The organism is Pseudomonas sp. D47 (assembly GCF_045447305.1).
Classification (GTDB): domain Bacteria; phylum Pseudomonadota; class Gammaproteobacteria; order Pseudomonadales; family Pseudomonadaceae; genus Aquipseudomonas.
In genome coordinates, this window is record NZ_JBJGXU010000001.1 from 100,156 (window position 1) to 125,419 (window position 25,264).

20 protein-coding genes are annotated in these 25,264 nt (G+C 60.9%); 16 read left to right on the top strand and 4 right to left on the bottom strand.

The features are described 5' to 3' along the window. Positions 1-35 precede the first annotated feature (35 nt). Positions 36-980 carry a GlxA family transcriptional regulator gene (locus ACI77I_RS00435; RefSeq protein ID WP_094949533.1) on the bottom strand — a complete coding sequence of 315 codons (945 nt, stop codon included), beginning with the start codon at positions 978-980 and terminating at the stop codon, positions 36-38. 194 nt (positions 981-1,174) lie between these two features. On the opposite strand from ACI77I_RS00435, the gene ACI77I_RS00440 reads away from it, so the two are divergent. From ACI77I_RS00440 to ACI77I_RS00465, 6 genes are all read left to right on the top strand, one after another. Continuing rightward, the gene (locus tag ACI77I_RS00440; protein ID WP_406996781.1) at positions 1,175-2,119 is read left to right on the top strand and encodes a choline ABC transporter substrate-binding protein; all 945 of its coding nucleotides are present in this window, start codon (positions 1,175-1,177) and stop codon (positions 2,117-2,119) included. Between the two features lie 77 nt (positions 2,120-2,196). After that, complete coding sequence (locus ACI77I_RS00445; RefSeq protein WP_094949535.1) at positions 2,197-3,084, top strand: 3-keto-5-aminohexanoate cleavage protein; 888 nt, start codon at positions 2,197-2,199, stop codon at positions 3,082-3,084. 144 nt (positions 3,085-3,228) lie between these two features. Beyond that, entirely contained in the window at positions 3,229-4,194 is a 966-nt protein-coding gene (locus ACI77I_RS00450) for an L-carnitine dehydrogenase (RefSeq protein WP_094949536.1), read from the top strand. A 118-nt stretch (positions 4,195-4,312) separates the two neighbouring features. Continuing rightward, complete coding sequence (locus tag ACI77I_RS00455) at positions 4,313-4,792, top strand: thioesterase family protein (protein WP_406996782.1); 480 nt, start codon at positions 4,313-4,315, stop codon at positions 4,790-4,792. A gap of 9 nt (positions 4,793-4,801) precedes the next feature. Then, on the top strand, positions 4,802-5,962 hold the full coding sequence (locus tag ACI77I_RS00460; RefSeq protein WP_406996783.1) for a gamma-butyrobetaine dioxygenase: 1,161 nt from the start codon (positions 4,802-4,804) through the stop codon (positions 5,960-5,962). 367 nt (positions 5,963-6,329) lie between these two features. After that, entirely contained in the window at positions 6,330-6,593 is a 264-nt protein-coding gene (locus ACI77I_RS00465; RefSeq protein WP_083356383.1) for a hypothetical protein, read from the top strand. Between the two features lie 95 nt (positions 6,594-6,688). Here ACI77I_RS00465 and ACI77I_RS00470 read toward each other — a convergent pair whose 3' ends face one another. Continuing rightward, positions 6,689-7,792 (bottom strand): GlxA family transcriptional regulator, encoded by a 1,104-nt coding sequence (locus ACI77I_RS00470; protein ID WP_094949539.1) that lies wholly within the window; start codon positions 7,790-7,792, stop codon positions 6,689-6,691. A gap of 461 nt (positions 7,793-8,253) precedes the next feature. Next, a complete protein-coding gene (locus tag ACI77I_RS00475; protein ID WP_406996784.1) occupies positions 8,254-9,630 on the bottom strand; it encodes an L-serine ammonia-lyase in 1,377 nt (458 codons plus the stop codon). 415 nt (positions 9,631-10,045) lie between these two features. On the opposite strand from ACI77I_RS00475, the gene ACI77I_RS00480 reads away from it, so the two are divergent. From ACI77I_RS00480 to choV, 3 genes are all read left to right on the top strand, one after another. Next, positions 10,046-10,993, top strand: coding sequence for a choline ABC transporter substrate-binding protein (locus tag ACI77I_RS00480; RefSeq protein WP_406996785.1), 948 nt, complete (start codon positions 10,046-10,048; stop codon positions 10,991-10,993). Positions 10,994-11,062: 69 nt separating this feature from the next. Further along, the gene (gene choW / locus ACI77I_RS00485) at positions 11,063-11,908 is read left to right on the top strand and encodes a choline ABC transporter permease subunit (RefSeq protein ID WP_242153165.1); all 846 of its coding nucleotides are present in this window, start codon (positions 11,063-11,065) and stop codon (positions 11,906-11,908) included. After that, complete coding sequence (choV, locus tag ACI77I_RS00490) at positions 11,905-13,086, top strand: choline ABC transporter ATP-binding protein (protein ID WP_094949543.1); 1,182 nt, start codon at positions 11,905-11,907, stop codon at positions 13,084-13,086. The genes choW and choV overlap by 4 nt, the downstream gene beginning before the upstream one ends. Before the next feature lie 122 nt (positions 13,087-13,208). Here the strand turns inward: choV and ACI77I_RS00495 are convergent, their stop codons facing one another. Then, positions 13,209-15,143: a BCCT family transporter gene (locus ACI77I_RS00495; protein ID WP_406996929.1), complete on the bottom strand. Its 1,935-nt coding sequence runs from the start codon at positions 15,141-15,143 to the stop codon at positions 13,209-13,211. A gap of 390 nt (positions 15,144-15,533) precedes the next feature. Here ACI77I_RS00495 and betI point away from each other — a divergent pair, with 390 nt between their 5' ends. The 7 genes from betI to mdtD all read left to right on the top strand — a co-directional run bounded on the left by betI (position 15,534) and on the right by mdtD (position 25,254). After that, entirely contained in the window at positions 15,534-16,127 is a 594-nt protein-coding gene (betI, locus tag ACI77I_RS00500) for a transcriptional regulator BetI (RefSeq protein WP_010207128.1), read from the top strand. A gap of 109 nt (positions 16,128-16,236) precedes the next feature. Then, the gene (gene betB, locus ACI77I_RS00505) at positions 16,237-17,709 is read left to right on the top strand and encodes a betaine-aldehyde dehydrogenase (protein ID WP_094949545.1); all 1,473 of its coding nucleotides are present in this window, start codon (positions 16,237-16,239) and stop codon (positions 17,707-17,709) included. A gap of 189 nt (positions 17,710-17,898) precedes the next feature. Beyond that, complete coding sequence (gene betA / locus ACI77I_RS00510) at positions 17,899-19,602, top strand: choline dehydrogenase (RefSeq protein WP_406996786.1); 1,704 nt, start codon at positions 17,899-17,901, stop codon at positions 19,600-19,602. Between the two features lie 215 nt (positions 19,603-19,817). Beyond that, the gene (locus ACI77I_RS00515) at positions 19,818-21,260 is read left to right on the top strand and encodes a TldD/PmbA family protein (RefSeq protein ID WP_406990892.1); all 1,443 of its coding nucleotides are present in this window, start codon (positions 19,818-19,820) and stop codon (positions 21,258-21,260) included. Beyond that, positions 21,260-22,576 (top strand): TldD/PmbA family protein, encoded by a 1,317-nt coding sequence (locus tag ACI77I_RS00520; RefSeq protein ID WP_406996787.1) that lies wholly within the window; start codon positions 21,260-21,262, stop codon positions 22,574-22,576. Before ACI77I_RS00515 ends, ACI77I_RS00520 begins: the two co-directional genes overlap by 1 nt. A 311-nt stretch (positions 22,577-22,887) precedes the next feature. After that, complete coding sequence (locus tag ACI77I_RS00525; protein WP_094949549.1) at positions 22,888-23,790, top strand: alpha/beta fold hydrolase; 903 nt, start codon at positions 22,888-22,890, stop codon at positions 23,788-23,790. 36 nt (positions 23,791-23,826) lie between these two features. After that, positions 23,827-25,254 carry a multidrug transporter subunit MdtD gene (gene mdtD / locus ACI77I_RS00530; protein ID WP_263274123.1) on the top strand — a complete coding sequence of 476 codons (1,428 nt, stop codon included), beginning with the start codon at positions 23,827-23,829 and terminating at the stop codon, positions 25,252-25,254. Positions 25,255-25,264: the final 10 nt, after the last annotated feature.

Here is a 25,264-nt window from a genome sequence, read left to right on the forward strand (position 1 = left end):
TTATAGTGACGAGTATAATTGACTATAATTGCCCGTCAAACCACCTCCCGTCGCCGATCCTCCCTCGGGCATTTGGCAAACCGCGCTCGATAGCTACGGGTGAAGTAAGACGGCGACTCAAACCCGCACGCGATACTCACCTCCAGCACACTCATATCGCTCTGTCGCAATAGCTGCCGGGCTTTTTCCAGGCGCAGGCCGAGGTAGAAGTTGCTCGGCGTGTCGTTCAAGTGCAGACGAAACAGCCGCTCCAACTGGCGCCGCGTCACCTTGATCGCATCGGCCAATGCCAAGGTGCTCAGCGGCGGCTCGGTGTGTTGCTCCATTTCGCCGATGACCTGCACCAACTTCTTATTGTTGATGCCGTAGCGCGTGGCGATCTGCATGCGCTGGTGGTCTTTGCGTGGGCGGATTCGCCCGAGCACGAATTGTTCGGAGACTTGGATCGCCAAGTCGGGGCCATGAGCCTGTGCGATCAGGTCGAGCATCAGGTCGATGGAGGCGGTGCCGCCGGCGCAGGTGATGCGGCGACGGTCGATTTCGAACAGCTCCTGGGTCACGGTGAGCTGTGGATAAGATTCCTTGAAGGCATCGATGGCTTCCCAGTGCAGGGTCAGGCGGTGGCCGTCGAGCAAACCGGCTTCGGCGAGCACACAGGCGCCGGTGTCGATGGCGCCGAGGGTGACGCCATCGTGGTCGAGCCGGCGCAGCCAGTGTTCCAGCGCGGGCGTGGTGAACTTCAAGGGTTCGAAGCCGGCGACCACCATCAGCGTCGCGCCTTTTTTCAGCGGTTCCAGTGCGGCGTCGGCATTGACCGACATGCCATTGCTCGCCAGCACCGCGCCGCCGTCGGCGCTGAGTACATGCCAGCGGTACAGCTCGCCGCGAAAGCGGTTTGCCACGCGCAGCGGTTCCAGCGCGGAGATAAAGCCGATGGCCGAGAAACCCGGCATCAGCAGAAAGTAGAAATCCTGGGACATGGTGGCGCTCTCGTAGGACGGGCAGCGTGGTCACTGTGATACGCCAGTTCAACAGGCCATTCAAGAGCACAGGTCGCTGCAGTGCAAGAGCTGGTCGCCGCCGTGCGCTTTGCCGCCCTTTAAGCTGCGTACCTTGATCCGACGGTGCACAAAGACGCCGGCCCCCACAATAACGACCTGCCGAGGGATCCACCATGAACCGACTGATCAGCCGCTGCGTGCTTGCACTCAGCGCCAGCGCCATTTTGAGCACCCACGTGATGGCAGCCGATGCGGCGTCTTGCCAAAACGTGCGCATGGGCGTGGTGAACTGGACCGACGTGATCGCGACCAGCGCCATGACCCAAGTGTTGCTCGACGGCCTCGGCTACAAGACCAAACAAACCAGCGCGTCCCAGCAAATCATCTTCGCTGGCATCCGTGACCAGCGCCTGGACCTGTTCCTGGGCTACTGGAACCCGCTGATGACCCAGACCATCACGCCGTTCGTCGACGCCAAGCAAGTCAAAGTCCTCGAAAAACCCAGCCTGGAAGACGCGCGCGCCACTCTCGCCGTGCCGACTTACCTGGCGGACAAGGGCCTGAAAACCTTTGCCGACATCGCCAAGTTTGAGAAAGAACTGGGCGCCAAGATCTACGGCATCGAGCCAGGCTCGGGCGCCAACACCCAGATCAAGGCGATGATCGCCAAGAACCAGTTCGGCCTGGGCAAATTCCAACTGGTGGAATCCAGCGAAGCCGGCATGCTCGCCGCTGTCGACCGTGCGGTACGCCGCAAGGAAGCCGTGGTGTTCTTCGGCTGGGCGCCGCACCCAATGAACGTCAACGTGGCGATGACTTACCTCACCGGCAGCGACGACGCCCTGGGCCCGAACGAAGGCATGGCCACGGTGTGGAGCGTCACCTCGCCGACCTACGCCGAACAATGCCCGAACGTGCACAAGCTGCTGACCAACCTGACCTTCACCGCCGCCGACGAGAGCCGAATGATGCAGCCGTTGCTGGATCACAAAGACGCGCTCGAGTCCGCCAAGCAGTGGCTCAAGGACCACCCGCAAGACCAGCAGCGCTGGCTTGAAGGCGTGACCACCTTCGACGGCAAACCGGCTGCGGCCAACCTGCAATTGACCCGCAAATAACCTGATCCGAATCACCGTGTCGCAGCCGCTGTTGGCTGCGAGCGGCATCACTACGCTCGCCTGTAAGGAACCGACTCATGAACCACGACGTCATCATCACCTGCGCACTCACCGGTGCTGGCGACACGACCGGCAGAAGCCCACACGTGCCGGTCACTCCCAAACAAATCGCCGCTGCCGCCGTGGAAGCCGCCAAGGCTGGCGCGACCGTGGTGCACTGCCACGTGCGTGACCCCGAAACCGGCAAGTTCAGCCGCGACGTCGCGCTGTACCGCGAGGTGATGGAGCGCATCCGCGAGGCCGATATCGACATCATCGTCAACCTCACCGCTGGCATGGGTGGCGACCTGGAAATCGGCGGTGGCGAGAACCCGATGGAGTTCGGCCCCAACACCGACCTAGTCGGCCCGCTGACCCGCCTGGCCCACGTGGAAGCGCTGCTGCCGGAAATCTGCACCCTGGACTGCGGCACCCTGAACTTCGGCGATGGCGACACCATTTACGTATCCACCCCAGCCCAACTGCGCGCTGGCGCCAAGCGCATTCAGGAACTGGGCGTTAAGGCCGAGCTGGAAATTTTCGACACCGGCCACCTGTGGTTCGCCAAGCAGATGATCAAGGAAGGCCTGCTCGACAACCCGTTGTTCCAACTGTGCCTGGGCATCCCATGGGGCGCACCGGCTGACACCACCACGATGAAAGCCATGGTCGACAACCTGCCCGCCGACGCGGTGTGGGCCGGCTTCGGTATCGGCCGCATGCAAATGCCGATGGCGGCGCAAGCGGTGCTGCTGGGCGGCAACGTACGGGTCGGTCTGGAGGACAACCTGTGGCTGGACAAAGGCGTGCTCGCCACCAACGGCCAGCTCGTGGAGCGGGCGAGTGAAATCCTCAGCCGCCTGGGCGCGCGGGTCATGAGCCCGGCGGAAGGCCGAGTCAAGATGGGCCTGACCAAGCGCGGCTAATTTTTCCAACCACCGCTGAACCCTGTGGGAGCCGGGCTTGCCCGCGATGGCGGTACACCTGCACCGGATACTCCAACTGACACACCGCTATCGCAGGCAAGCCAGCTCCCACATTGAATCACCGGACTTTTCAGGATCGTCACTATGAGCTTTATCACCGAAATCAAAACCTTCGCCGCCCTCGGCAGCGGCGTCATCGGCAGCGGCTGGGTATCCCGCGCCCTGGCCCACGGCCTGGATGTAGTCGCCTGGGACCCGGCGCCCGGCGCCGAAGCGGCCCTGCGCAAACGCGTCGCCAACGCCTGGGGCGCTTTGGAAAAACAAGGCCTGGCACCGGGTGCATCCCAGGACCGCCTGCGCTTTGTCGCCACCATTGAAGCGTGTGTGAAAGACGCCGACTTCATCCAGGAAAGCGCCCCGGAACGCCTGGAGCTGAAACTGGAGTTGCACAGCAAGATCAGCGCGGCGGCCAAGCCGAATGCGCTGATTGGTTCGAGTACCTCGGGCCTGTTGCCAAGCGAGTTCTACGAGGGTTCCACCCACCCGGAACGCTGCGTGGTCGGCCACCCGTTTAACCCGGTTTACCTGTTGCCGCTGGTGGAAGTGGTGGGCGGCAAAAATACCGCGCCGGAGGCTGTTCAGGCGGCGATCAAGGTGTATGAATCCCTCGGCATGCGCCCGTTGCATGTGCGTAAGGAAGTGCCGGGGTTTATCGCAGACCGCCTGCTTGAAGCGCTGTGGCGTGAGGCGCTGCACTTGGTCAACGACGGCGTGGCGACCACCGGAGAGATCGATGACGCCATCCGTTTTGGCGCCGGCTTGCGCTGGTCGTTCATGGGCACCTTCCTAACCTACACCCTGGCCGGCGGTGATGCCGGGATGCGGCATTTCATGGCGCAGTTCGGCCCGGCGCTGCAGTTGCCGTGGACGTACCTGCCGGCGCCGGAATTGACTGACAAGTTGATTGATGATGTGGTCGATGGCACCAGCGAGCAGTTGGGCAAGCACAGCATTTCGGCGCTGGAACGCTATCGTGATGATTGCCTGTTGGCGGTGCTTGAAGCGGTGAAAACCACCAAAGCCAAACACGGCATGAGCTTCGCTGAGTAACCGCTGTTGATTTCCTGTGGGAGCTGGCTTGCCTGCGATAGCGGCGGTGAGTCGTACATGGCTATCGCAGGCAAGCCAGCTCCCACATTTGACCGAGTACATAGCCGGAATTTATGTGATGCCTGCACTGACGACTTACACCACAAAAATCCTCCCCGACTGGGTGGATTACAACGGCCATCTGCGCGATGCGTTCTACCTGCTGATCTTCAGCTACGCCACCGACGCGCTGATGGACACCCTGGGTTTGGACAGTGAAAACCGCGAGGCCAGCGGCAATTCATTGTTCACCCTGGAACTGCACCTCAACTACCTGCACGAGGTAAAACTCGGTGCCGAGGTAGAGGTGCACACCCAACTGATCGCCCACGATGCCAAGCGCCTGCACCTGTATCACAGCCTGCATTTAGCGGGCGATGAAAAAGAACTGGCCGGCAACGAACAGATGCTGCTGCACGTCGACCTCGCCGGCCCGCATTCGGCGCCGTTCACCGCGGCCACCCTGGAAAAACTCATCGCTATCCGCGCTGCGCAGGCCGACCTGCCAAGGCCTGCCCTCCTCGGCCGTGTGATCGGTTTGCCGCCCAAAAAAACCTAAGGAGCCGTCATGCGCACTGCAGCCGCTGTTGCCGACTTTCGTACTTACCCAACGATCTGCGACCTCGCCGAGGTGCAGGTGCTGGAGGATCAGCTTCGTGTGCATTGGGCCGATGGCCGGGTGAGCCCGTTTCATCATCAGTGGCTGCGGGACAACTGCCCGTGCGCGGAGTGCGTGTACAGCGTGACCCGTGAGCAGGTGCTGGAGATTGTCGATGTGGATGAACATCTCAGCGCCGTCAGCGCGCGCATTGATCAGGGCTTGCTGAGTGTGGAATGGAACGGCGGCCACCTGAGCCAGTACGATCCCGGCTGGCTGCGGGCGCACGCCTACGACGATGAATCCCGCGCTGAGCGCCGTGCGGCGAAACCCAAATCCCTGCTGTGGGACCAGCACTTCACGCTGCCGATTTTCGACTACGCGGCGGTGATGGAAGACCCCAAGGTCCTGCTGCAATGGTTGCTGGCCTTGCGTGACGGCGGCCTCACGCAAATCCGTGGCGTACCCACCGAACCCGGCTCCCTGGCGCTGATCGCCAAGCGTATTTCGTTTATCCGTGAGAGCAACTTCGGCGTGCTGTTCAACGTGCAATCCAAGGCCGATGCCGACAGCAATGCCTACACCGCTTTCAACCTGCCATTGCACAGCGATTTGCCGACGCGGGAGCTGCAACCGGGGCTGCAGTTTTTGCACTGCCTGGTGAACGAGGCCACGGGCGGCGAGAGCATTTTTGTCGATGGGTTCGCCATCGCCAATGCGCTGCGCAGCGAAGACCCCGAGGCGTTTCGCGCGCTGTGTGAAATACCAGTGGAGTTTCGCAACAAGGACCGTCACAGCGACTATCGCCGCCTCGCGCCGATCATTGCGCTGGATGCCTTGGGTGAAGTGGCGGAGATCCGCATGGCCAACTTTCTGCGTGGGCCATTCGAGGCGCCGGTGGAACAGATGCCGTTGTTGTATCGCGCGTATCGGCGCTTTATTGCGATGACGCGGGAGGAGCGGTTTCGGTTGGTCAAGCGTTTGAATCCGGGCGAGTTGTGGTGCTTTGATAACCGCCGCACGTTGCATGCGCGCAATGCGTTTGACCCGGCTTCCGGAGCGCGGCACTTTCAGGGTTGTTACATCGACCGGGATGAGTTGCTCTCACGGATTCTGGTGTTGCAGCGGTAGACCGCGGCGCGCCCCTCGCAGGCAAGCCAGCTCACACATTTGACTGCGTTCACAAGCCAAAATGTGGGAGCTGGCTTGCCTGCGAGGGGGCCCGTGAACTCACCACAAACCCCAGGCAAAAAAAGCCCCGATCCAGCCGTGACTGGATCGGGGCAGAGTGCTTGGTGTGAGCGTGACATCCCGAGGGTGACCAAACCTTCAAGGTGCGTGCCTGGCGTTCAGTGTGCCTATTACTTGTGTCGGTAAATGACCCGAAAACGACCTGTTCATAGCCATCTGAGCCATTCGTTGAATCTGCCCTTGCCGACCGGCCGAGGGCCTACCAGAATCCCAGTCAGTCCCCGCTCCCTACACCAGGATGAACGTCATGATGCACGCGGATTTGATTGACCAGGATGACTTGCTGGGCCAACTGCGCTCACTGGGTTTTGAAGTGTCCAGCGGCGCCACCGCCGAGCAGGCTTGCGAGTGTGCGGTGCGCGGCTTGAGTGCCGCGCGGGCCAAGGCGCTCAAGGGCATGGTGGAACAGATGTACACCGGCAGCGCGACGATCTTGCCGGCTGTGCGCCAGGCGATCGATAAGCAGTTGTTGCCGGCGTTGGGGCAGTTCAAGCAGAACTCTGGCGTCTGATAGATCGCTATCGCAGGCAAGCCAGCCCCCACATTTGAATGTATTCACAGATCAAAATGTGGGAACTGGCTTGCCTGCGATGAAGTACCTTCGGTCTAGAGCCTTACACTCGCGAAAGTCGACTCATTCCTGGCCTGACTCAACGCCGACATCGGCCCCGACAACGGTGACAACACCAGCGCCTGCGGAATCGGCATCATCGCCACTTGCTGGGTGGTGTTGGAACCTACGCGTTCATCCCGTGGCGGTATGCCGAAGTATTCGCGGTAGCACTTGGAGAAGTGCGGCGTGGACACAAACCCGCACACCGAGGCCACTTCGATGATCGACATCGGCGTTTGCTTGAGCAGTTGCCGTGCACGGATCAAGCGCAGCTTTAAGTAATAACGCGACGGCGAGCAGTGCAGGTATTTCTGGAACAGCCGCTCCAACTGGCGACGCGACACGGCGACGTACACCGCCAGCTCGTCCAGGTCGATCGGCTCTTCCAGGTTGGCTTCCATCAGCGCGACGATTTCCTGCAGTTTCGGCTGGTTGGTGCCGAGCATGTGTTTGAGCGGCACACGCTGGTGATCCTGTTCGTTGCGGATGCGTTCGTACACAAACATCTCGGAGATCGCTGCCGACAATTCACGGCCGTGGTCGCGGCTGATCAGGTGCAGCATCATGTCCAGCGGCGCGGTGCCGCCCGAGCTGGTGAAGCGGTTGCGGTCAAGGGTGAACAGGCGTGTGCTCATGGCGACACGCGGGAACGCTTCCTGCATCGACGCCAGGCATTCCCAGTGCACGCTGCAATCGAAACCGTCGAGCAAACCGGCGCAGGCCAGGGCCCAACTGCCAGTGCACACGGCGCCGAGGCGACGCGACTGGCGCGCCTGGCTTTGCAGCCACGACACGTGTTCACGGGTAACAGTGCGCTGGATACCCACGCCGCCGCACACAATCACAGTGTCCAGGGCCGGGGCTTTGTGCATGGAGGCATCGGGGGTGATTTGCAGACCATCGCTGGCCCACACTTGGTTGCCGTCGACACTCAGGGTTGACCAGCGATACAGCTCCCGGCCGGACAACTGGTTGGCCATGCGCAGCGGTTCCACTGCGGACGCCAGGGAAATCAGCGTGAAATTGTCCAGCAGCAAAAAGCCGATGGATTGAGGCGCACGGTTCTGGGGTTGGGCCCCTGAGTTGAACGACGTCATCGCGGTATCTCCTCACACAAAGCGGGTGATGGCCTCAGGCGAGGCTCTTGTTATTGCGCTCGCCCTGGAAAGGAGAGGCTTTGAATAGATAGAGCAAATGCCATGCCTAAAATTGAATGGGCATTCAATAACTCCTGAAAACGACCTGATGACGCGTCTATTTAAGCCCGCGCAGGAAGTGCGGGATATGCCTCGAAAAGGACGCTGGCGTGCGCCTGCTCACGGGGTGTGAGCAGATCGGTAGCACTTGTGGGAAGGCGCTTTGCGGGCGTAGGAAGAGTCTGTCACCGCACGCACGGGTGACGGGTGGTCGGGCGGGAATTCGTTCTGGAGCTACTTATCTGTTTGCGACGCGCTAAAAGGTGGCGCTTTTGAATCCGGGTGTTCACTTTATGAGCAGTTTGCCAATCAATTGTGGCGAGCGGGCTTGCCACAACAAGCCGCTCACCCGAAGAAAGCGCTCAACACTCCACCGCACTTACCGCCAACCCACCCCGCGATGTTTCCTTGTACTTGTCATGCATGTCTGCGCCGGTATCGCGCATGGTACGGATCACCCGGTCCAGGGAGATAAAGTGCTGGCCATCGCCGCGCAGCGCCATCTGCGCCGCGTTGATCGCTTTCACCGCTGCAATCGCATTGCGCTCGATGCACGGCACTTGCACCAGCCCGCCCACCGGGTCGCAGGTCAGGCCGAGGTTATGTTCCAGGCCGATTTCGGCGGCGTTGCACAGCTGCTCCGGCGTGGCACCGAGGATTTCGGCCAACCCGGCTGCGGCCATGGCGCAGGCCGAACCAACTTCGCCTTGGCAGCCGACTTCGGCGCCGGAAATCGAGGCATTCTTTTTACACAAAATTCCCACGGCCGCCGCGCTGAGCAAATAGTCGACCACGTTGGCTTCAGTCACTTCGTCGCTGAACTTCATAAAGTAGTGCAGCACCGCCGGGATGATCCCCGCCGCGCCATTCGTCGGTGCGGTGACCATGCGCCCGCCGGCGGCGTTTTCTTCATTCACCGCCAGGGCGAACAGGTTGACCCACTCCATCGCACTCAAGGTCGAGCCAATCACATTTGGCTTGCCCAACTCCTGCAAGCTGCGGTGCAATTTGGCGGCGCGACGCCGCACGTTCAAGCCGCCGGGCAAGATGCCCTCGTGCTTGAGGCCCTGCTCCACGCAATCTTGCATGGCGCGCCAGAGCTTCATCAGGCCGCTGCGGATTTCTTCCTCGCTGCGCCAAGTCTTTTCATTCGCCAGCATCAACTCGGCCACGCGCAGGTTGTGGGTCTTGCACAGCTGCAACAGCTCCACCGCGCTGGAAAAATCATACGGCAGCTCGGTGCGGTCCATATCGGCCACGCCGCTTTGCGCCTGGGCGTGGTCCACCACAAAACCGCCACCGACCGAATAGTAGGTATCGCGGTGCAACTCGCCATCATCGCCAAACACCACCAGGGTCATGGCGTTGGGGTGGAACGGCAGGTTTTCGTCGAGCAGGCGCATGTCGCGCGCCCAGATGAAGGGCACCGGCAGGCGGCCGTCGAGCAACAGTGTGTCGGTCTCGCGCAGGGTGTGAATACGCAGGCCAATTTGCGTCGGGTCGATAGCGTCCGGCCACTCGCCCATCAGGCCCATGATGGTGGCGGTGTCGCTGCCGTGGCCGATGCCGGTGGCCGACAATGAGCCATACAGCTGAACTTCGACGCGCCTGACTTGTTCCAACAGTTCACGTTCACGTAATGCTTGGACGAACAACGCTGCGGCGCGCATGGGGCCGACGGTGTGAGAACTAGAAGGCCCGATGCCGATCTTGAACAGGTCGAAAACGCTGATAGCCATTGCCGTGAAACTCCTCGGTGAGCAGGCTAGGCATGAACAAGCTGCTACGCTCAGATCGCCCAGATGGCGGCATCATCAAGCTTTTATCCGCCCTCACGGCGTCTCACACCGACGCACCCATGCTCAACAGCGTCGCTCCCGTGCGATCAAGCGTTTTGGCCGTTTTTAGCGGTGCAGATCGATAAAAACTGCAGTTTTGCCTTCGGAAAAATCTGTAAGCGACGTCACCGACACTGGATACGACCATCCCTGTACTGGATACGACGCCCCCTGTAGGCGTCAGATTTTCACTGGTACATGATCAGTCTCGACTCGATGGCAAGGCACCGTGCCGGCGCTTCATCGCACGCCCCAACCGCAACACTTATAAAGCGCGGCGAAAGCCGCCAGAAAAAAGACACAGGAGTCTACCCCGATGAAAGGTTCACCCTCGTTGTTGTTGGCCGCCATGCTGAGTCTGCCAGTCCTGGCAAACGCTGCAGAACCGGAACAGTGCAAGACCGTTAACTTCTCCGATGTCGGCTGGACCGACATTACCGTCACCACCGCGACCACCAGCGAAATCCTCAAGGGCCTAGGCTACAAGCCGCGCACCACGATGATTTCGGTACCTGTGACCTACAAGTCGCTGGCCGACGGCAAAAACATGGACATCTTCCTCGGCAACTGGATGCCGACCATGGAAAACGACATCAAGCAGTACCGTGATGCCGGCACCGTGGAAACCGTGCGCGCCAACCTGGAAAACGCCAAGTACACCCTGGCGGTCCCCGAGGCGCTGTATGACAAGGGCCTGAAAGACTTCGCCGATATCGCCAAATTCAAGGATGAGCTAGGCGGCAAGATCTACGGCATCGAGCCGGGTAACGACGGCAACCGCACCATCCAGACCGTGATCGACAAGAACCAGTTCGGTTTGAAAGACGCGGGCTTCAAGATCGTGGAATCCAGCGAAGCCGGGATGCTCTCCCAGGTCGAACGGGCCACCAAGCGCGGCCAGGCCATCGTGTTCCTTGGCTGGGAACCGCACCCGATGAACACCCGCTTCAAGATGAAGTACCTGACCGGCGGTGACGATTCGTTCGGCCCCAACTACGGCCAGGCCACCATCTACACCAACACCCGCAAGGGCTACACCCAGGAATGCAGCAACGTTGGCCAACTGCTGAAAAACCTGGCGTTCACGTTGAACATGGAAAGCACCCTGATGGGTAACGTCCTAGACGACAAGATGAAGCCCGACGCCGCGGCCAAGGCCTGGCTGCAGAAGAACCCGCAAGTGCTCGACACCTGGCTCGCCGGTGTGACTACGGTTGACGGCAAACCTGGGCTGGAGGCCGTAAAAGCGTATCTCGCCAACTAGCACCCGCTGACCCCAGGCCGGTGCGCTGGCCTGGGATGTTTTCCCCTTCGCATGTGGACATTCACTACCATGCTGACTGAACATAAACTCCCACTAGGCCAGTACATCGCTGCCTTCGTCGAATGGTTGACCCAACACGGTGCCAACTACTTCGACGCAATCGCATCGACTCTGGAAACGATGATCCACGGCGTGACGTTTGCGCTGACCTGGTTCAATCCGCTGGCATTGATCGGTCTGATTGCGCTACTCGCTCACTTTATTCAACGTAAATGGGGCCTGACGGTATTTGTCATTGCCTCCTTCCTGCTGATCCTGAACCTTGGGTACTGGCAGGAAACCATGGAGACCCTCGCCCAGGTGCTGTTCGCCACCCTGGTCTGCGTGGTCATCGGTGTGCCACTGGGCATTGTTGCCGCGCACAAACCCATGTTCTACACCCTGATGCGGCCGGTGCTCGATCTGATGCAGACCGTACCGACCTTCGTCTACCTCATCCCTACCCTGACCCTCTTCGGGCTGGGTGTGGTGCCCGGGCTGATTTCCACGGTGGTGTTCGCGATTGCCGCACCTATCCGTCTGACTTACCTGGGTATCCGCGATGTGCCGCAAGAGTTAATGGACGCCGGCAAGGCCTTTGGCTGCTCGCGCCGCCAGTTGCTCTCACGGATTGAACTGCCCCACGCTATGCCGAGCATTGCCGCCGGCATTACCCAATGCATCATGCTGTCGTTGTCGATGGTGGTGATCGCGGCCCTGGTAGGCGCCGACGGCCTCGGCAAGCCAGTGGTCAACGCACTGAACACCGCCGACATCGCCCTGGGCTTTGAAGCCGGCCTGGCAATCGTATTGCTGGCGATCATGCTCGACCGCATCTGCAAACAACCCGACGCCAAAGTAGGGGGTGATGCATGAGCATTATCCGATTCGACAATGTCGATGTGATCTTCTCCAAAGACCCGCGCGAAGCGCTCAAGCTGCTCGACCAGGGCATGCACCGCAACGAGATCCTGAAAAAGACCGGGCAGATTGTCGGCGTTGAAAAAGCCAGCCTGGACGTGGAGAAAGGCGAGATCTGCGTGCTGATGGGCCTGTCGGGCTCCGGCAAGTCGAGCTTGCTGCGCTGTATCAACGGCCTCAACACCGTGAGCCGTGGCCAGCTGTTTGTGGAGCATGAAGGGCGCCAGATCGACATCGCGTCCTGCACGCCTGCGGAGCTGAAAATGATGCGCACCAAGCGCATCGCCATGGTGTTCCAGAAGTTCGCCCTGATGCCCTGGCTGACGGTGCGCGAAAACATCAGCTTTGGCCTTGAGATGCAGGGCCGCCCCGAGAAAGAACGGCGCGCGCTGGTGGATGAAAAACTCGAGCTGGTGGGCCTGGCCCAATGGCGCAACAAGAAGCCCGACGAGCTGTCCGGCGGCATGCAGCAACGCGTCGGCCTGGCCCGCGCGCTGGCGATGGACGCCGATATCCTGCTGATGGACGAACCCTTCTCCGCCCTCGACCCGCTGATCCGCCAAGGCCTGCAAGATGAACTGCTGGAGCTGCAACGCAAGCTGAGCAAGACCATCGTGTTCGTGAGCCACGACCTGGATGAGGCACTGAAACTCGGCAGCCGCATCGCGATCATGAAAGACGGCAAGATCATCCAGTACAGCGTGCCGGAAGAGATCGTGCTGAACCCGGCGGACGACTATGTGCGCACCTTCGTCGCGCATACCAACCCGCTGAACGTATTGTGCGGTCGCAGCCTGATGCGCACCCTGGACAACTGCAAACGCATCAACGGTTCAGTGTGCCTGGACCCGGGCGGCGATTCGTGGCTGGACCTGGCAGAAGGCAACACCATCAAGGGTGCCCGCCAGAATGGCGCGGTGATGAACCTGCAGAACTGGGCACCAGGGCAACCGGTAGAAGGTTTGGGCCGTGTGCCGACGCTGGTGGACTCGAATATCGGCATGCGCGATGCGTTGCAGATTCGTTATCACACCGGGAATAAGTTGGTGTTGCATGACAGCAACCACCAGGTGGTGGGGATCTTGGGGGACAGTGAGCTTTACCATGCCCTGCTGGGCAAGAACCTGGGCTAGTCGCTTGATCGTTCCCACGCTCTGCGTGGGAATGCCGCCCTGGACGCTCTTAAGTCGTGACGCAGAGCGTCACAAGATGCATTCCCACGCGGAGCGTGGGAATGATCATTCAAACTCAACTATCAGCTATAGACACGGCCAAGGAGCTGCCGATGGCTTTCAAACTGGTCGAGCACGTCCCGGGTGATCTGTTCCTGGGCAAAGCCCATCAGGTCGTATTCCTGAGGTCCGTTGTGCAGGTAGACCTCGGCCCGGTAGTAACGCGTGCGCTCTTCTTCGGGCAAGTCGCTCGGTGCCGCCGAATAAGCATCCAGGCTCACTTCATAGACAAACGGGTTGCCCTCTTCCATCTCGATGCGCACACCGATGCAACGCTTGGATTTGCCCAACAAGGTCTGCACTTCCAGCCCTTGATCACGCAACGCAACCGCCGCTTCTTCCAGCGCCGGCGTTACGTGCTTGTCCATAAAGCGCTGCACGGTGGCCTGGCTCGGTTGCAGGTCCAGGGCGGTCAAGCGCTCGCTGAAACCACGGCGGCCACGTTCGGCCAATTGCGCCTGCTCCTGTTCGATGGCCACATCCTGGCGCATCGCCTTGTGCAAACCGAACATGAACAAAATCAGCACCACCGAGAACGGCAGCCCCGCCAGCACCACCATGGTTTGCATGGCTTCGAAGTTGCCAGCAAACAACAGGCCGATGGTCACCAGGGTGATCACGGCCGACCAGAAGATACGCAACCAGTGCGGCGCATCTTCATCCACATTGCCGCCTTTGCAGGAAAGGTTGGCCATCATCACCGCGCCGGAATCCGCCGGGGTCAAGAACAACACAAAGCCCACGAAGATCGACACACCGATGACGATTTTCGACGCTGGGTAATGCTCCAGCAATTGGTAGATGGCCATCGACGGTTGTTCCAGCGCCGTCTTGCCCAACTCGACGGCACCGTGGTTGAGCGCCAGGTCCAGGGCCGAGTTACCGAAGATCGACAACCACGCCAAGGTGAAGCCCAGCGGGATCAGCAGCACGCCGGCCACCAGTTCACGCACGGTGCGACCACGGGAAATACGCGCGATGAACATGCCTACGAATGGCGCCCAGGAAATCCACCAGGCCCAGTAGAACAGGGTCCACAGGCCCATCCAACGCTCGGTCTTGTCGGCGTCGCCTTCGTACACATACAGGTCGAAAGTCTTCAGCACGATGCCGTTGAGATAATCACCCGTGTTCTGCACCAAGCCATTGAGCAGGTGCAGCGTCGGGCCGAACAACAGCACGAAAATCAGCAAGCCGCTGAACAGCACAATGTTGAGGTTGGACAGGCGGCGAATGCCGTTTTCCACACCCGACACGGCGGCGATGGTCGCCACGGTGCTCATCACGATGATCACGATCAGCAGGTTGGTGTTGTTGTGCTCCATGCCGAACAGGTTTTCCAACCCGGACGACACTTGCATCGCACCAATCCCCAGGTTCGTCACCAGGCCCAGCAAGGTCACGAACATGCCGAAACCGTCAACCGCGTGGCCGGCCGCGCCTTTCACCCAACGCTCGCCTACCAGCGGGTACAGCGCCGAACGCAAGGCCAGCGGCTGGTTGTGACGGTAGGCGAAGTACGCCACGGCCAGGCCCACCAAAGCATAGATCGCCCAGCCATGCAGGCCCCAGTGCAGGAAGGTCAACTGCAGCGCCTGGCGTGCCGCACCATTACTGGCAGCCGCGCCTTCGGGCGGGTTGAAGTAGTGGTCCAACGGTTCCGAGGCGCCGAAGTACAGCAGCGAGATGCCGATACCCGACGAGAACAACATGCCGGCCCAGGCGCCGTAGCTGAAGTCCGGGGTGTCGTCCTTGCTGCCCAGTTTCAATTTACCGTAGGACGAAAACGCCAGGCCGACCACAAACACCAGGTAAGCGGCGATGACCACCATGTAGTACCAGCCAAAGCTTTTGGAAAGCCAAGCCTGTGCTACGCCGAGCATGCGCCCGGCCTCCTGCGGGGCGATGATCAGAATGGCGGTCAACAACAGAATGAGCGCGGTGGAGGTGTAGAACACCCAACCGTTGACCCGGACCTTTTCCGGTGGGGTCTTTATAAGAGAGGCAGAACTCATGGCGCAGATGCTCCGGGCAGTGCGAGAGAGAAACACAAGGCAACGGTTATCCCGGGACATCGATTTTTCGGCAGTCGACGGACGGGTGTTATAAAGACACCCCGAAAATTCTTGAGCCCCGCCGAAGCGGTGGCAGGCCCTGATATGGCCGGTTTCAAGTATTTTTGCAGGTGTCAGAGGCTGCTGCTCACAGGTAGGAAATATCTGTAGGGAGCGACCATTTGTCGCAGATCTTATTCTTTGTTGATTGAACGTTCAATCAAAACAAAATAGACTGGCCTTCAAGCCGACGGACGTTTATCGCCCACCGGCAGGCCTAAGGAGAGGTGCTACATGCCCAAGGTCGGTATGCAACCCATACGCCGCCAGCAGTTGATCGAAGCCACCTTGACGGCCATCGATCAGGTTGGGATGGGAGATGCCAGCATTGCGCTGATCGCCCGTTTGGCCGGTGTCTCGAACGGCATCATCAGTCACTACTTTCAGGACAAGAACGGCCTGATCGCCGCAACGATGCGGTACTTGATGAATGTGCTGATCGAGAACGTCCACGAACGCAGGCTTGCGCTGAAGGACGACAGCCCACGGGCACACCTTCGGGTGATCATCGAGGGCAACTTCGACGCCAGCCAGGTCAACGGACCGGCAATGAAAACCTGGCTGGCCTTCTGGGCCACCAGCATGCATCACCCGTCATTGCACAGGTTGCAGCGGATCAACGATCAACGTCTGTATTCCAACCTGTGCTGCCAGTTCCGCCGAGTGCTACCGCTGCCGCACGCACGCAAAGCAGCCAGAGGCCTGGCGGCCCTGATCGACGGTTTGTGGTTGCGCGGCGCCCTGTCGGGAGACGCTTTCGACACGGAGCAGGCGCAACGGATCGCTTACGAATACATGGATTTCCAATTGGCCAAGCAGGTGAGTTAGAGCACACATAACCGCTCAACCCCTGAACGTCTGCCGCTCAGTGTTGCCAGAACACCATGGCCCACTGGCGGCGGGTAACGCCAACCACTTATGCACTTGCGAGGACTTTATGGCCCGTTTCGAACTGCAAAAACTCTACATTGACGGCGGCTACAGCGACGCTGGCAGCGATGCCACCTTCGAAGCCATCAACCCGGCTAACGGTGAAGTTCTCGCCCAAGTGCAACGTGCCACGAAGGAAGACGTTGAACGTGCCGTGGTCAGCGCTGAAAAAGGCCAGAAAATCTGGGCTGCGATGACCGCCATGGAGCGTTCGCGCATCCTCCGCCGTGCCGTCGACATCCTGCGTGAGCGCAACGACGAGCTGGCCGCGCTGGAAACCCTGGACACCGGTAAAGCCTTCTCCGAAACCCAATACGTCGACATCGTCACCGGCGCTGACGTGCTGGAATACTACGCAGGCCTGGTGCCAGCCATCGAAGGCGAGCAGATCCCACTGCGCGACACTTCGTTCGTCTACACCCGCCGCGAGCCGCTGGGCGTGGTTGCCGGTATCGGCGCGTGGAACTACCCGATCCAGATCGCCCTGTGGAAATCCGCACCGGCCCTGGCCGCCGGTAACGCGATGATCTTCAAGCCGAGCGAAGTCACCTCGCTGACCACCCTGAAACTGGCTGAAATCTACACCGCAGCCGGCGTTCCGGATGGCGTGTTCAACGTCCTGACCGGCAGCGGCCGTGAAGTCGGCACTTGGCTGACCGAGCACCCGCGCATCGAGAAAGTCTCGTTCACCGGCGGCACCGACACCGGCAAGAAAGTCATGGCCAGCGCTTCGAGCTCCTCGCTCAAAGAAGTGACCATGGAACTGGGCGGCAAGTCGCCACTGATCGTGTTCGAAGACGCCGACCTGGATCGTGCGGCCGACATCGCGATGATGGCCAACTTCTACAGCTCCGGTCAGGTCTGCACCAACGGCACTCGCGTGTTCGTGCCTAAGCACCTGCAAGCAGCCTTCGAAGCCAAGATCGTTGAGCGTGTTGCGCGCATTCGCGTTGGCGACCCGCAAGACGAGAACACCAACTTCGGCCCGCTGGTCAGCTTCGCCCACATGGAAAGCGTGCTCGGCTACATCGCCAAAGGTAAGGAAGAAGGCGCCCGCGTCCTGTGCGGCGGCGACCGTCTGACCGACGGTGCATTCGCCAAAGGCGCCTACGTGGCCCCGACCGTGTTCACCGATTGCACCGACGAAATGACCATCGTCCGTGAAGAAATCTTCGGCCCAGTGATGAGCATCCTCACTTACGAGACCGAAGAAGAAGTGATCCGCCGCGCCAACGACACTGACTTCGGCCTCGCTGCCGGCTTGGTCACCAAAGACCTGAACCGCGCTCACCGCGTGATTCATCAGCTGGAAGCGGGTATCTGCTGGATCAACGCCTGGGGCGAATCCGACGCCAAGATGCCGGTCGGTGGCTACAAGCAATCCGGTGTGGGCCGTGAGAACGGCATCAGCTCGCTGAACAACTTCACCCGCATCAAATCGGTACAGGTAGAGCTGGGCGACTACGCCTCGGTGTTCTAAAGCCAAGCGGATTGGCCTCTGTGGCGAGCGGGCTTGCCCCGCGTTGGGCTGCGAAGCAGCCCCATTCCAGCCACCGCAGTCTTTCAGATAGAACTCGATCGCTGAATTTGCGACTGCTGCGCAGTCGAACGGGGGAAAAGCCCCCTCGCCACAAAAAACAGCCTGAACCAACTTTTACGAGGGCGCATTATGTCCCAAGAATACGATTACATCATTGTGGGTGCCGGCTCCGCCGGTAACACCCTGGCGACCCGTCTGACCGAAGACGAAGGCGTCACTGTTTTGCTGCTGGAAGCCGGTGGCCCAGACTACCGTTTCGACTTCCGTACCCAAATGCCGGCCGCCCTGGCGTTCCCGCTGCAAGGCCGCCGCTACAACTGGGCCTACGAAACCGACCCAGAGCCACATATGGACGGCCGCCGGATGGAATGCGGTCGCGGCAAGGGCCTCGGCGGTTCCTCGCTGATCAACGGCATGTGCTACATCCGCGGCAACGCGATGGACTACGACAACTGGTCGAAACTGCCAGGCCTGGAAAACTGGTCCTACCTCGACTGCCTGCCGTATTTCCGTAAGGCCGAAACCCGCGACATCGGCCCCAACGACTACCACGGTGGCGACGGCCCGGTCAGCGTGACCACGCCTAAAGCCGGCAACAACCCGCTGTTCCACGCGATGGTTGAAGCTGGCGTACAAGCCGGTTACCCGCGCACCAACGACTTGAACGGCTACCAGCAAGAAGGCTTCGGCCCGATGGACCGTACCGTCACGCCTAAAGGCCGTCGCGCCAGCACCGCTCGCGGTTACCTGGACACGGCTAAAAAGCGTTCGACCCTGACCATCGTCACCCACGCCCTGACCGACAAAGTGCTGTTCGAAGGCAAGCGTGCCGTTGGCGTGCGCTACCTGATCGGCGCCGCCGAAGAGCGCGTTGAAGCCCGTGCGCGTAAAGAAGTGCTGGTGTGCAGCGGCGCAATCGCTTCGCCGCAACTGCTGCAACGCTCCGGTGTGGGCCCGGCCAAACTGCTGGAAAGCCTCGACATCCCGGTGGTCCACGACCTGCCAGGCGTCGGCGAAAACCTGCAGGACCACCTTGAGCTGTACCTGCAATACGCCTGCACCCAACCGGTGTCGCTGTACCCGTCGCTGCTCTGGTACAACCAGCCGGCCATTGGTGCCGAATGGCTGTTCAACGGCACCGGCATCGGCGCCAGCAACCAGTTCGAAGCGGGCGGTTTTATCCGTACCCGTGAAGAATTCGATTGGCCGAACATCCAGTACCACTTCCTGCCGGTCGCGATTAACTACAACGGCAGCAACGGTGTGAAAGAGCACGGTTTCCAGGCGCACATGGGTTCCATGCGTTCGCCAAGCCGTGGCCGCGTGCAATTGAAGTCGAAGAACCCACGGGACTACCCGAGCATCCTCTTCAACTACATGGCCACCGAGCAAGACTGGCAGGAATTTCGCGACGGCATCCGCCTGACCCGCGAAATCATGCAGCAGCCGGCACTGGACCAATACCGTGGCCGCGAAATCAGCCCGGGTATTGACGTGCAAACCGATGAGCAGCTGGACAAGTTCATCCGCGAACACGCCGAAACCGCGTTCCACCCGTCCTGCTCGTGCAAGATGGGCGACGACGAGATGGCTGTAGTGGATGGCGAAGGCCGCGTGCATGGCATGCAGGGCTTGCGTGTGGTCGATGCGTCGATCATGCCGATCATCACCACCGGTAACCTCAACGCGCCGACGATCATGATCGCCGAGAAAATCGCCGACAAGATCCGTGGCCGCAAGCCGCTGCCGCGCAGCACCGCCGACTACTACGTGGCCGGCGATGCGCCGGTGCGTGGCAAGCCGATGCGTGAAGTAGGCCCTACCGCGCAGTAACTGACGCACCGCGGTGCCTGTATCGCAGGCAAGCCAGCTCCCACAGTTGACCGAGTTCATCTGAACAACTCGGTCAACTGTGGGAACCGGGCTTGCCCGCGATGAGGCCCGACCCCACACCGCAAGTTCCCCGCCCTACACTTTCCTTGATCACCTCCCCGCCCCAGGCCTAATCTGTTGCCTGCCCGCGATGAGCCGCCCACAAGGAAGGCCCCATGTTCGACCAACACGCCACACTCAAAAAGCACTTCAGTGCCCTGCGCACCCGCGCCGAATTCTTCTCGCTGCGTTACGTGCGCGAATCCGGCCAATACCTGTCGGTACGCAAGAACGTCGCCGAGCCGCCACACCTGAACCACGATGAGGGCGCCATGCTCACCGTGCGCCTCAATGGCGTGGAAGCCTACGCCGCCACCCACGACATCTCCCTGGCCGGCCTGCAAGCCGCCCTTGAGCGCGCTGAACAGCAAGCCCAGCGGATATTGCCCCACGCCCTGCTCGACCTGCACACGCAGCCGGTGGCCAGCGACGTTGCCGACTACCTGTCGCCTGACCTTGACCAGCCCTTCCCCTCCTTAAGCGACTGCTACCAACTGTTGGGCGATGAGTCCGCCAGCGTGCCCAAGGACGAACGCCTGGTCAGCTGGGAAGTCAGCCTGGGCACCACCCACGTGGAACAGATCTACCTCAACAGTGCCGGTGCCGAGCTGCGTCAGGCCCAGCGCTTCGTCTACCCGGGCCTGAGCGTCACCGCGTTCGACGGCAACGACAGCCAGACTCGCACCCTGGGCGGCACCAACTTCGGCCAGCAAGGCAGCGCGAACGTGATTCGCCGCTTCGGCCTGGCCGGCGCCGCCCGCACAGTGGCCGATGAAGCCCTGCAACTGTTGCTCGCGCCAAACACACCCCACGGCCCGCGCGACCTGCTGCTGATGCCCGACCAGATGATCCTGCAGATCCACGAGTCCATCGGCCACCCGCTGGAACTGGACCGCATCCTGGGCGATGAGCGCAATTACGCCGGCACCAGCTTTGTGAAAGCCAGCGACTTCGGCCACCTGCAATACGGCTCGCCGTTGCTCAACGTGACCTTCGACCCGGACATCCCCGAGCAGCTCGCCAGCTACAGCCATGACGACGACGGCACCCGCGCCACCAAGCAGTTCCTGATCCGTGACGGCCTGCTGCTCAAGCCATTGGGCGGCGCGCTGTCGCAATTTCGCTCAGGCCTGGGCGGCGTCGCCAACAGCCGCGCGTGCAGCTGGAACCGCGCGCCGATCGACCGTATGGCCAACCTGAACATCGAGGCCGGCGACAAGACTCAGGCCGAGCTGATCAGCGGTATCGAGCACGGCATTCTGATGAGTACTAACCGCTCCTGGTCCATTGATGACGCGCGCAATAAATTCCAGTTCGGCTGCGAGTGGGGCCAACTGATCGAAAACGGCGAGCTCAAAGGCGTGGTGAAAAACCCCAACTACCGTGCCATTTCCGCGCAGTTCTGGCGCAAGCTCAGCGCCGTCGGCGATGCCAGCACCTTTAAGGTATTGGGCACGCCGAACTGCGGCAAAGGCGAACCTAACCAAGTGATCCGCGTGGGCCACGCGTCACCTGCGTGTGTATTCAGTGATGTCGACGTATTTGGGGGAGATGCCTGATGAACAACTTTAAGGCACTGGTGCAATGGCTCAAGCAGGCCGTCACCGACAAGGAACAGTTTCACTTGGGTTATGCGGACGAATCCTCCGAGTTCGTGCGCTTCAACCACGCTCAGGTACGCCAAGCCGGCCAGGTGCAACAGGCCAGCCTGAACCTCAAGCTGATCAACGACGGCCGCCATGCGGACCTCCGCATTACCTTGGCAGGCTCCCCGGAACTGGACCGCCAGCGCCTCGCCGATGGCCTGCAACAATTGCGCGAAACCTTGCCCTTGCTGCCGCAAGATCCGTATTTGCTGCTTAATCACAACGCCTGGCAAAGCCACAACGAGCAGCTTCGGCCCTTACCGGAACTGGCCCAGGTGCTGGAAGACATCAGCCAGGCCGCCGCCGGCGTGGACTTGGTCGGCTTCTATGCCGCAGGCCCGATCAGCCGTGGCTTCGCCAGTTCGGACGGCGCGTTTGGCTGGCATCAGGCCAACAGCTTCAATTTCGATTTCAGCCTGTTCCACGCCAATGGCGAAGCGGTTAAAGCCAGCTACGCCGGGCACACCTGGAACAGCGCCGAGTTTGCCGCACGCTTGCAGCAAGCGCGCGAACAGTTGGAATTTCTGGGTCGCCCTTTGCACAACCTGGCCCCCGGCCAATACCGCGCCTACCTCGCCCCGGCAGCGTTGGAAGAAATCATCGGCATCATCACCTGGGGCGGGTTTTCCGCCCAGGCCATCGCCAGCAAAGGCAGCTCGCTACAAAAGCTGTATGCCGGTGAGCAGTCGTTGAGCCCATTGGTAAAAGTCGATGAGCAGATCAGCGGCTCGCTGAGCCAGGCGTTTTCCACCGAAGGCTACCCGCGCGGGGATGTCACGCTGATTAACGCGGGCACCGCCTGCGGCCAGTTGATCAACTCGCGCAGCGCCGCCGAATACGGCCTGAGCACCAACGGCGCCAGCAGCGACGAGTCGCCCAGCGCCTTGCAGATGGCGGCAGGCAGCTTGGCCCAGGCCGATATCCTCAAGCAGTTGGGCACTGGGCTGTACATCAGCAACCTGTGGTATTTGAACTACTCGGACTTGCCCGCAGCACGCCTGACCGGGATGACGCGCTTCGCCACGTTCTGGGTGGAAGACGGCGAGATCAAGGCGCCGGTGAGCACCATGCGTTTTGATGACAGCGTCTATAGCCTGCTCGGTTCGCAGCTTGAAGCGCTGACCGCTGAGCGGGAGCTGTTGTTGTCGGCCAGTACGTACAGCCAGCGCAATACGGCGTCCAATCTGTTGCCGGGCGCGTTGGTAAAACGCCTGACCCTCACCCTGTAAACACAAAACCCAATGTGGCAACTGGCTTATGTGGGAGCTGGTTTGCCTGCGATGTAGATACCTCGGTGTGTCAGTAGGACCGCCGTGATGCCATCGCAGGCAAGCCAGCTCCCACACTGTTCTATGTTCGTTTCTGCCCCCCCCGCTTCACCCCTTCCTACCGCAAAATCCCATCTCACACTTCTCCCCATGCGGCCGGTTGTCGCCCGCAAAAAACCTCGTTATAACGGTTAGTGGCATCCCGCCACCAACCCCACGTGCCCGCACGTGATGCATGACCTTGCCTGGATTGGGCAAGCTGGAGCGTTGACATGGACCATGGAAGTTTTGTCATTGAAAAGCTTTACAAGCACTACAACGTGCACGTAGAGCAGCTAGGTAAGCATTCACAAGAGCATCCGGAAAAAAAAACAGTGCTGATGGTCAACGGAGCGCTGTCCACCACCCGCTCCTTCGCCCGCACCAGCAAATGCCTGGCGGAACACTTCAACGTGCTGCTGTTCGACCTGCCGTTCTCCGGCCTTTCGCGCGAGCACAACACCGACCTTGACCTGGTGACCAAGGACGACGAGGTGCAGATCCTGCGCGCGCTGGTGGAGCGCTTCCAGGTCAACCACTTGGTATCAGCCTCGTGGGGCGGCATCTCCACATTGCTGACCCTGGCGCACAACCCGCCCTCCATCGAAAGCTCGGTGGTGATGGCCCTGGCACCCAACCTCAACCAGGCCATGCTCGATTATGTGGAGCGCGTGCGCGTGCTAATTGAGGCCGATGACAAGTCCGCCGTCGGCCATTTGCTCAACGAAACAGTCGGCAAATACCTCTCGCCCCGCCTCAAGCGCAATAACCACCGGCACCTGTCGAGCATGGCCACCAACGAGTACCGCCAAGCGCGCTTTCATATCCACCAGGTGCTGGGCCTGGGCGATGGCAACTACCTGCCGGCGCTCGCGCAGATCGAAACCCCGGTGCATTTCCTCAACGGTACGTTGGATGAGTACACCCCAGCTGCCGAAGCCCAACTGTTCAAAAAGTACGTCGGTCGCAGCAGCTTCGCCGTCGCCGAACACACCGGCCACTTACTCGACCTTGAGTCCCGCGAGGCGGCGCTGGCGGTGCACCGAGCGCTGTTGGATTTCCTCGTCGGAGAGCACGCGACATTGTCAGACTTAGACGAACCGCCAGTGGGAAAAGGAGTAACGGAAGGCGCATAATCGCCGACACATAGCCTGCTAACAAAAAGGTAGCTCATGCCCAATCGTGCCCCTCTCGATGCCAAGACCGCCCGCTGGCTCCCCTGGGTGGTGGCGATTGCCTTCTTCATGCAGTCGCTGGATGGGACGATTCTCAACACGGCACTGCCGGCTATGGCCCGGGACCTCGCGGAAAACCCGCTGCGCATGCAAGGGGTGGTGATCGCCTACATGCTCACCGTCGCCTTGCTGATCCCTGCGTCGGGCTGGGTCGCCGACCGCTTCGGCACCAAGAAAATCTTCTTTGGCGCGATCATGCTGTTCAGCATCGGCTCGTTGCTGTGCGCCCTGTCCAGCAGCTTGACCATGCTGGTGGGCGCGCGGGTCATCCAGGGCTTGGGCGGTGCGCTGATGCTGCCGGTGGGGCGCCTGGTCGTCTTACGCGCTTATCCGCGCTCCGAACTCGTGCGGATCATGGGCTTTATTACCATCCCCGGCCTGCTTGGCCCGTTGCTCGGCCCGACCCTGGGCGGCTGGATGGTGCAATACCTGACTTGGCACTGGATCTTCCTGATCAACCTGCCGGTGGGCATGATCGGTTGCTACGCCGTGTGGAAACTCATCCCCGACCTGCGCGGCAGCGAGCGCACACGTTTCGACAGCGTGGGGTTTGTGCTGTTTGGTGCGGCGATGGTGCTGATCACCATCGCCATGGAAGGCTTGGGCGAACTGCACCTGCCGCATTTGCGCGTGATGTTGCTGCTGTTCGGCGGGCTGGCGTGCCTGGCGGCGTACTGGCTGCGCGCCGGGCATATCGATAATCCGCTGTTCTCGCCGGTGCTGTTCAAGACCCGCACCTTTGCCGTGGGCATTCTCGGCAACCTGTTTGCGCGCCTCGGCAGCGGCGCCCTGCCGTTTCTGGTGCCACTGCTGTTGCAGGTGGCGCTGGGGTACTCGCCATCGCAAGCCGGGATGAGCATGCTGCCGCTGGCGGCGGCGGCGATGTTTGCCAAGTCAGTCGCCCGGCCACTGATCGAGCGCCTGGGATACCGCATCGTGCTGACCGGCAATACGCTGGCACTGGGTATCATGCTGGCGAGCATGGGCTTGGTCAGCGAGCACACGCCTTATCCGCTTCTACTGGGGATGCTGGCGGTACTGGGGGCGATCAACTCCTTGCAGTTCACCGCGATGAACACCGTCACCCTGATCGACCTCGACGACGCCCAGGCCAGCAGCGGCAACAGTTTGCTCTCAGTGGTAGCGCAATTGTCCCTGAGCCTGGGCGTGGCCTGTGCCGGTGCGTTGCTCGGCGGCTTTACCGCTGAGGCCGGTAACGATGGCGTGGAAAGCGTGCTCGGCGCATTCCAGTTGACCTTCCTCACCGTGGGCATCATGGCCATGCTGGCGGCGGCGATCTTCCTGCAACTGTCGCCAACGGACGGCAAACGCGTGGTCAGCCGCGAGCACGACATCGAGCATTAACAGGCTTCTC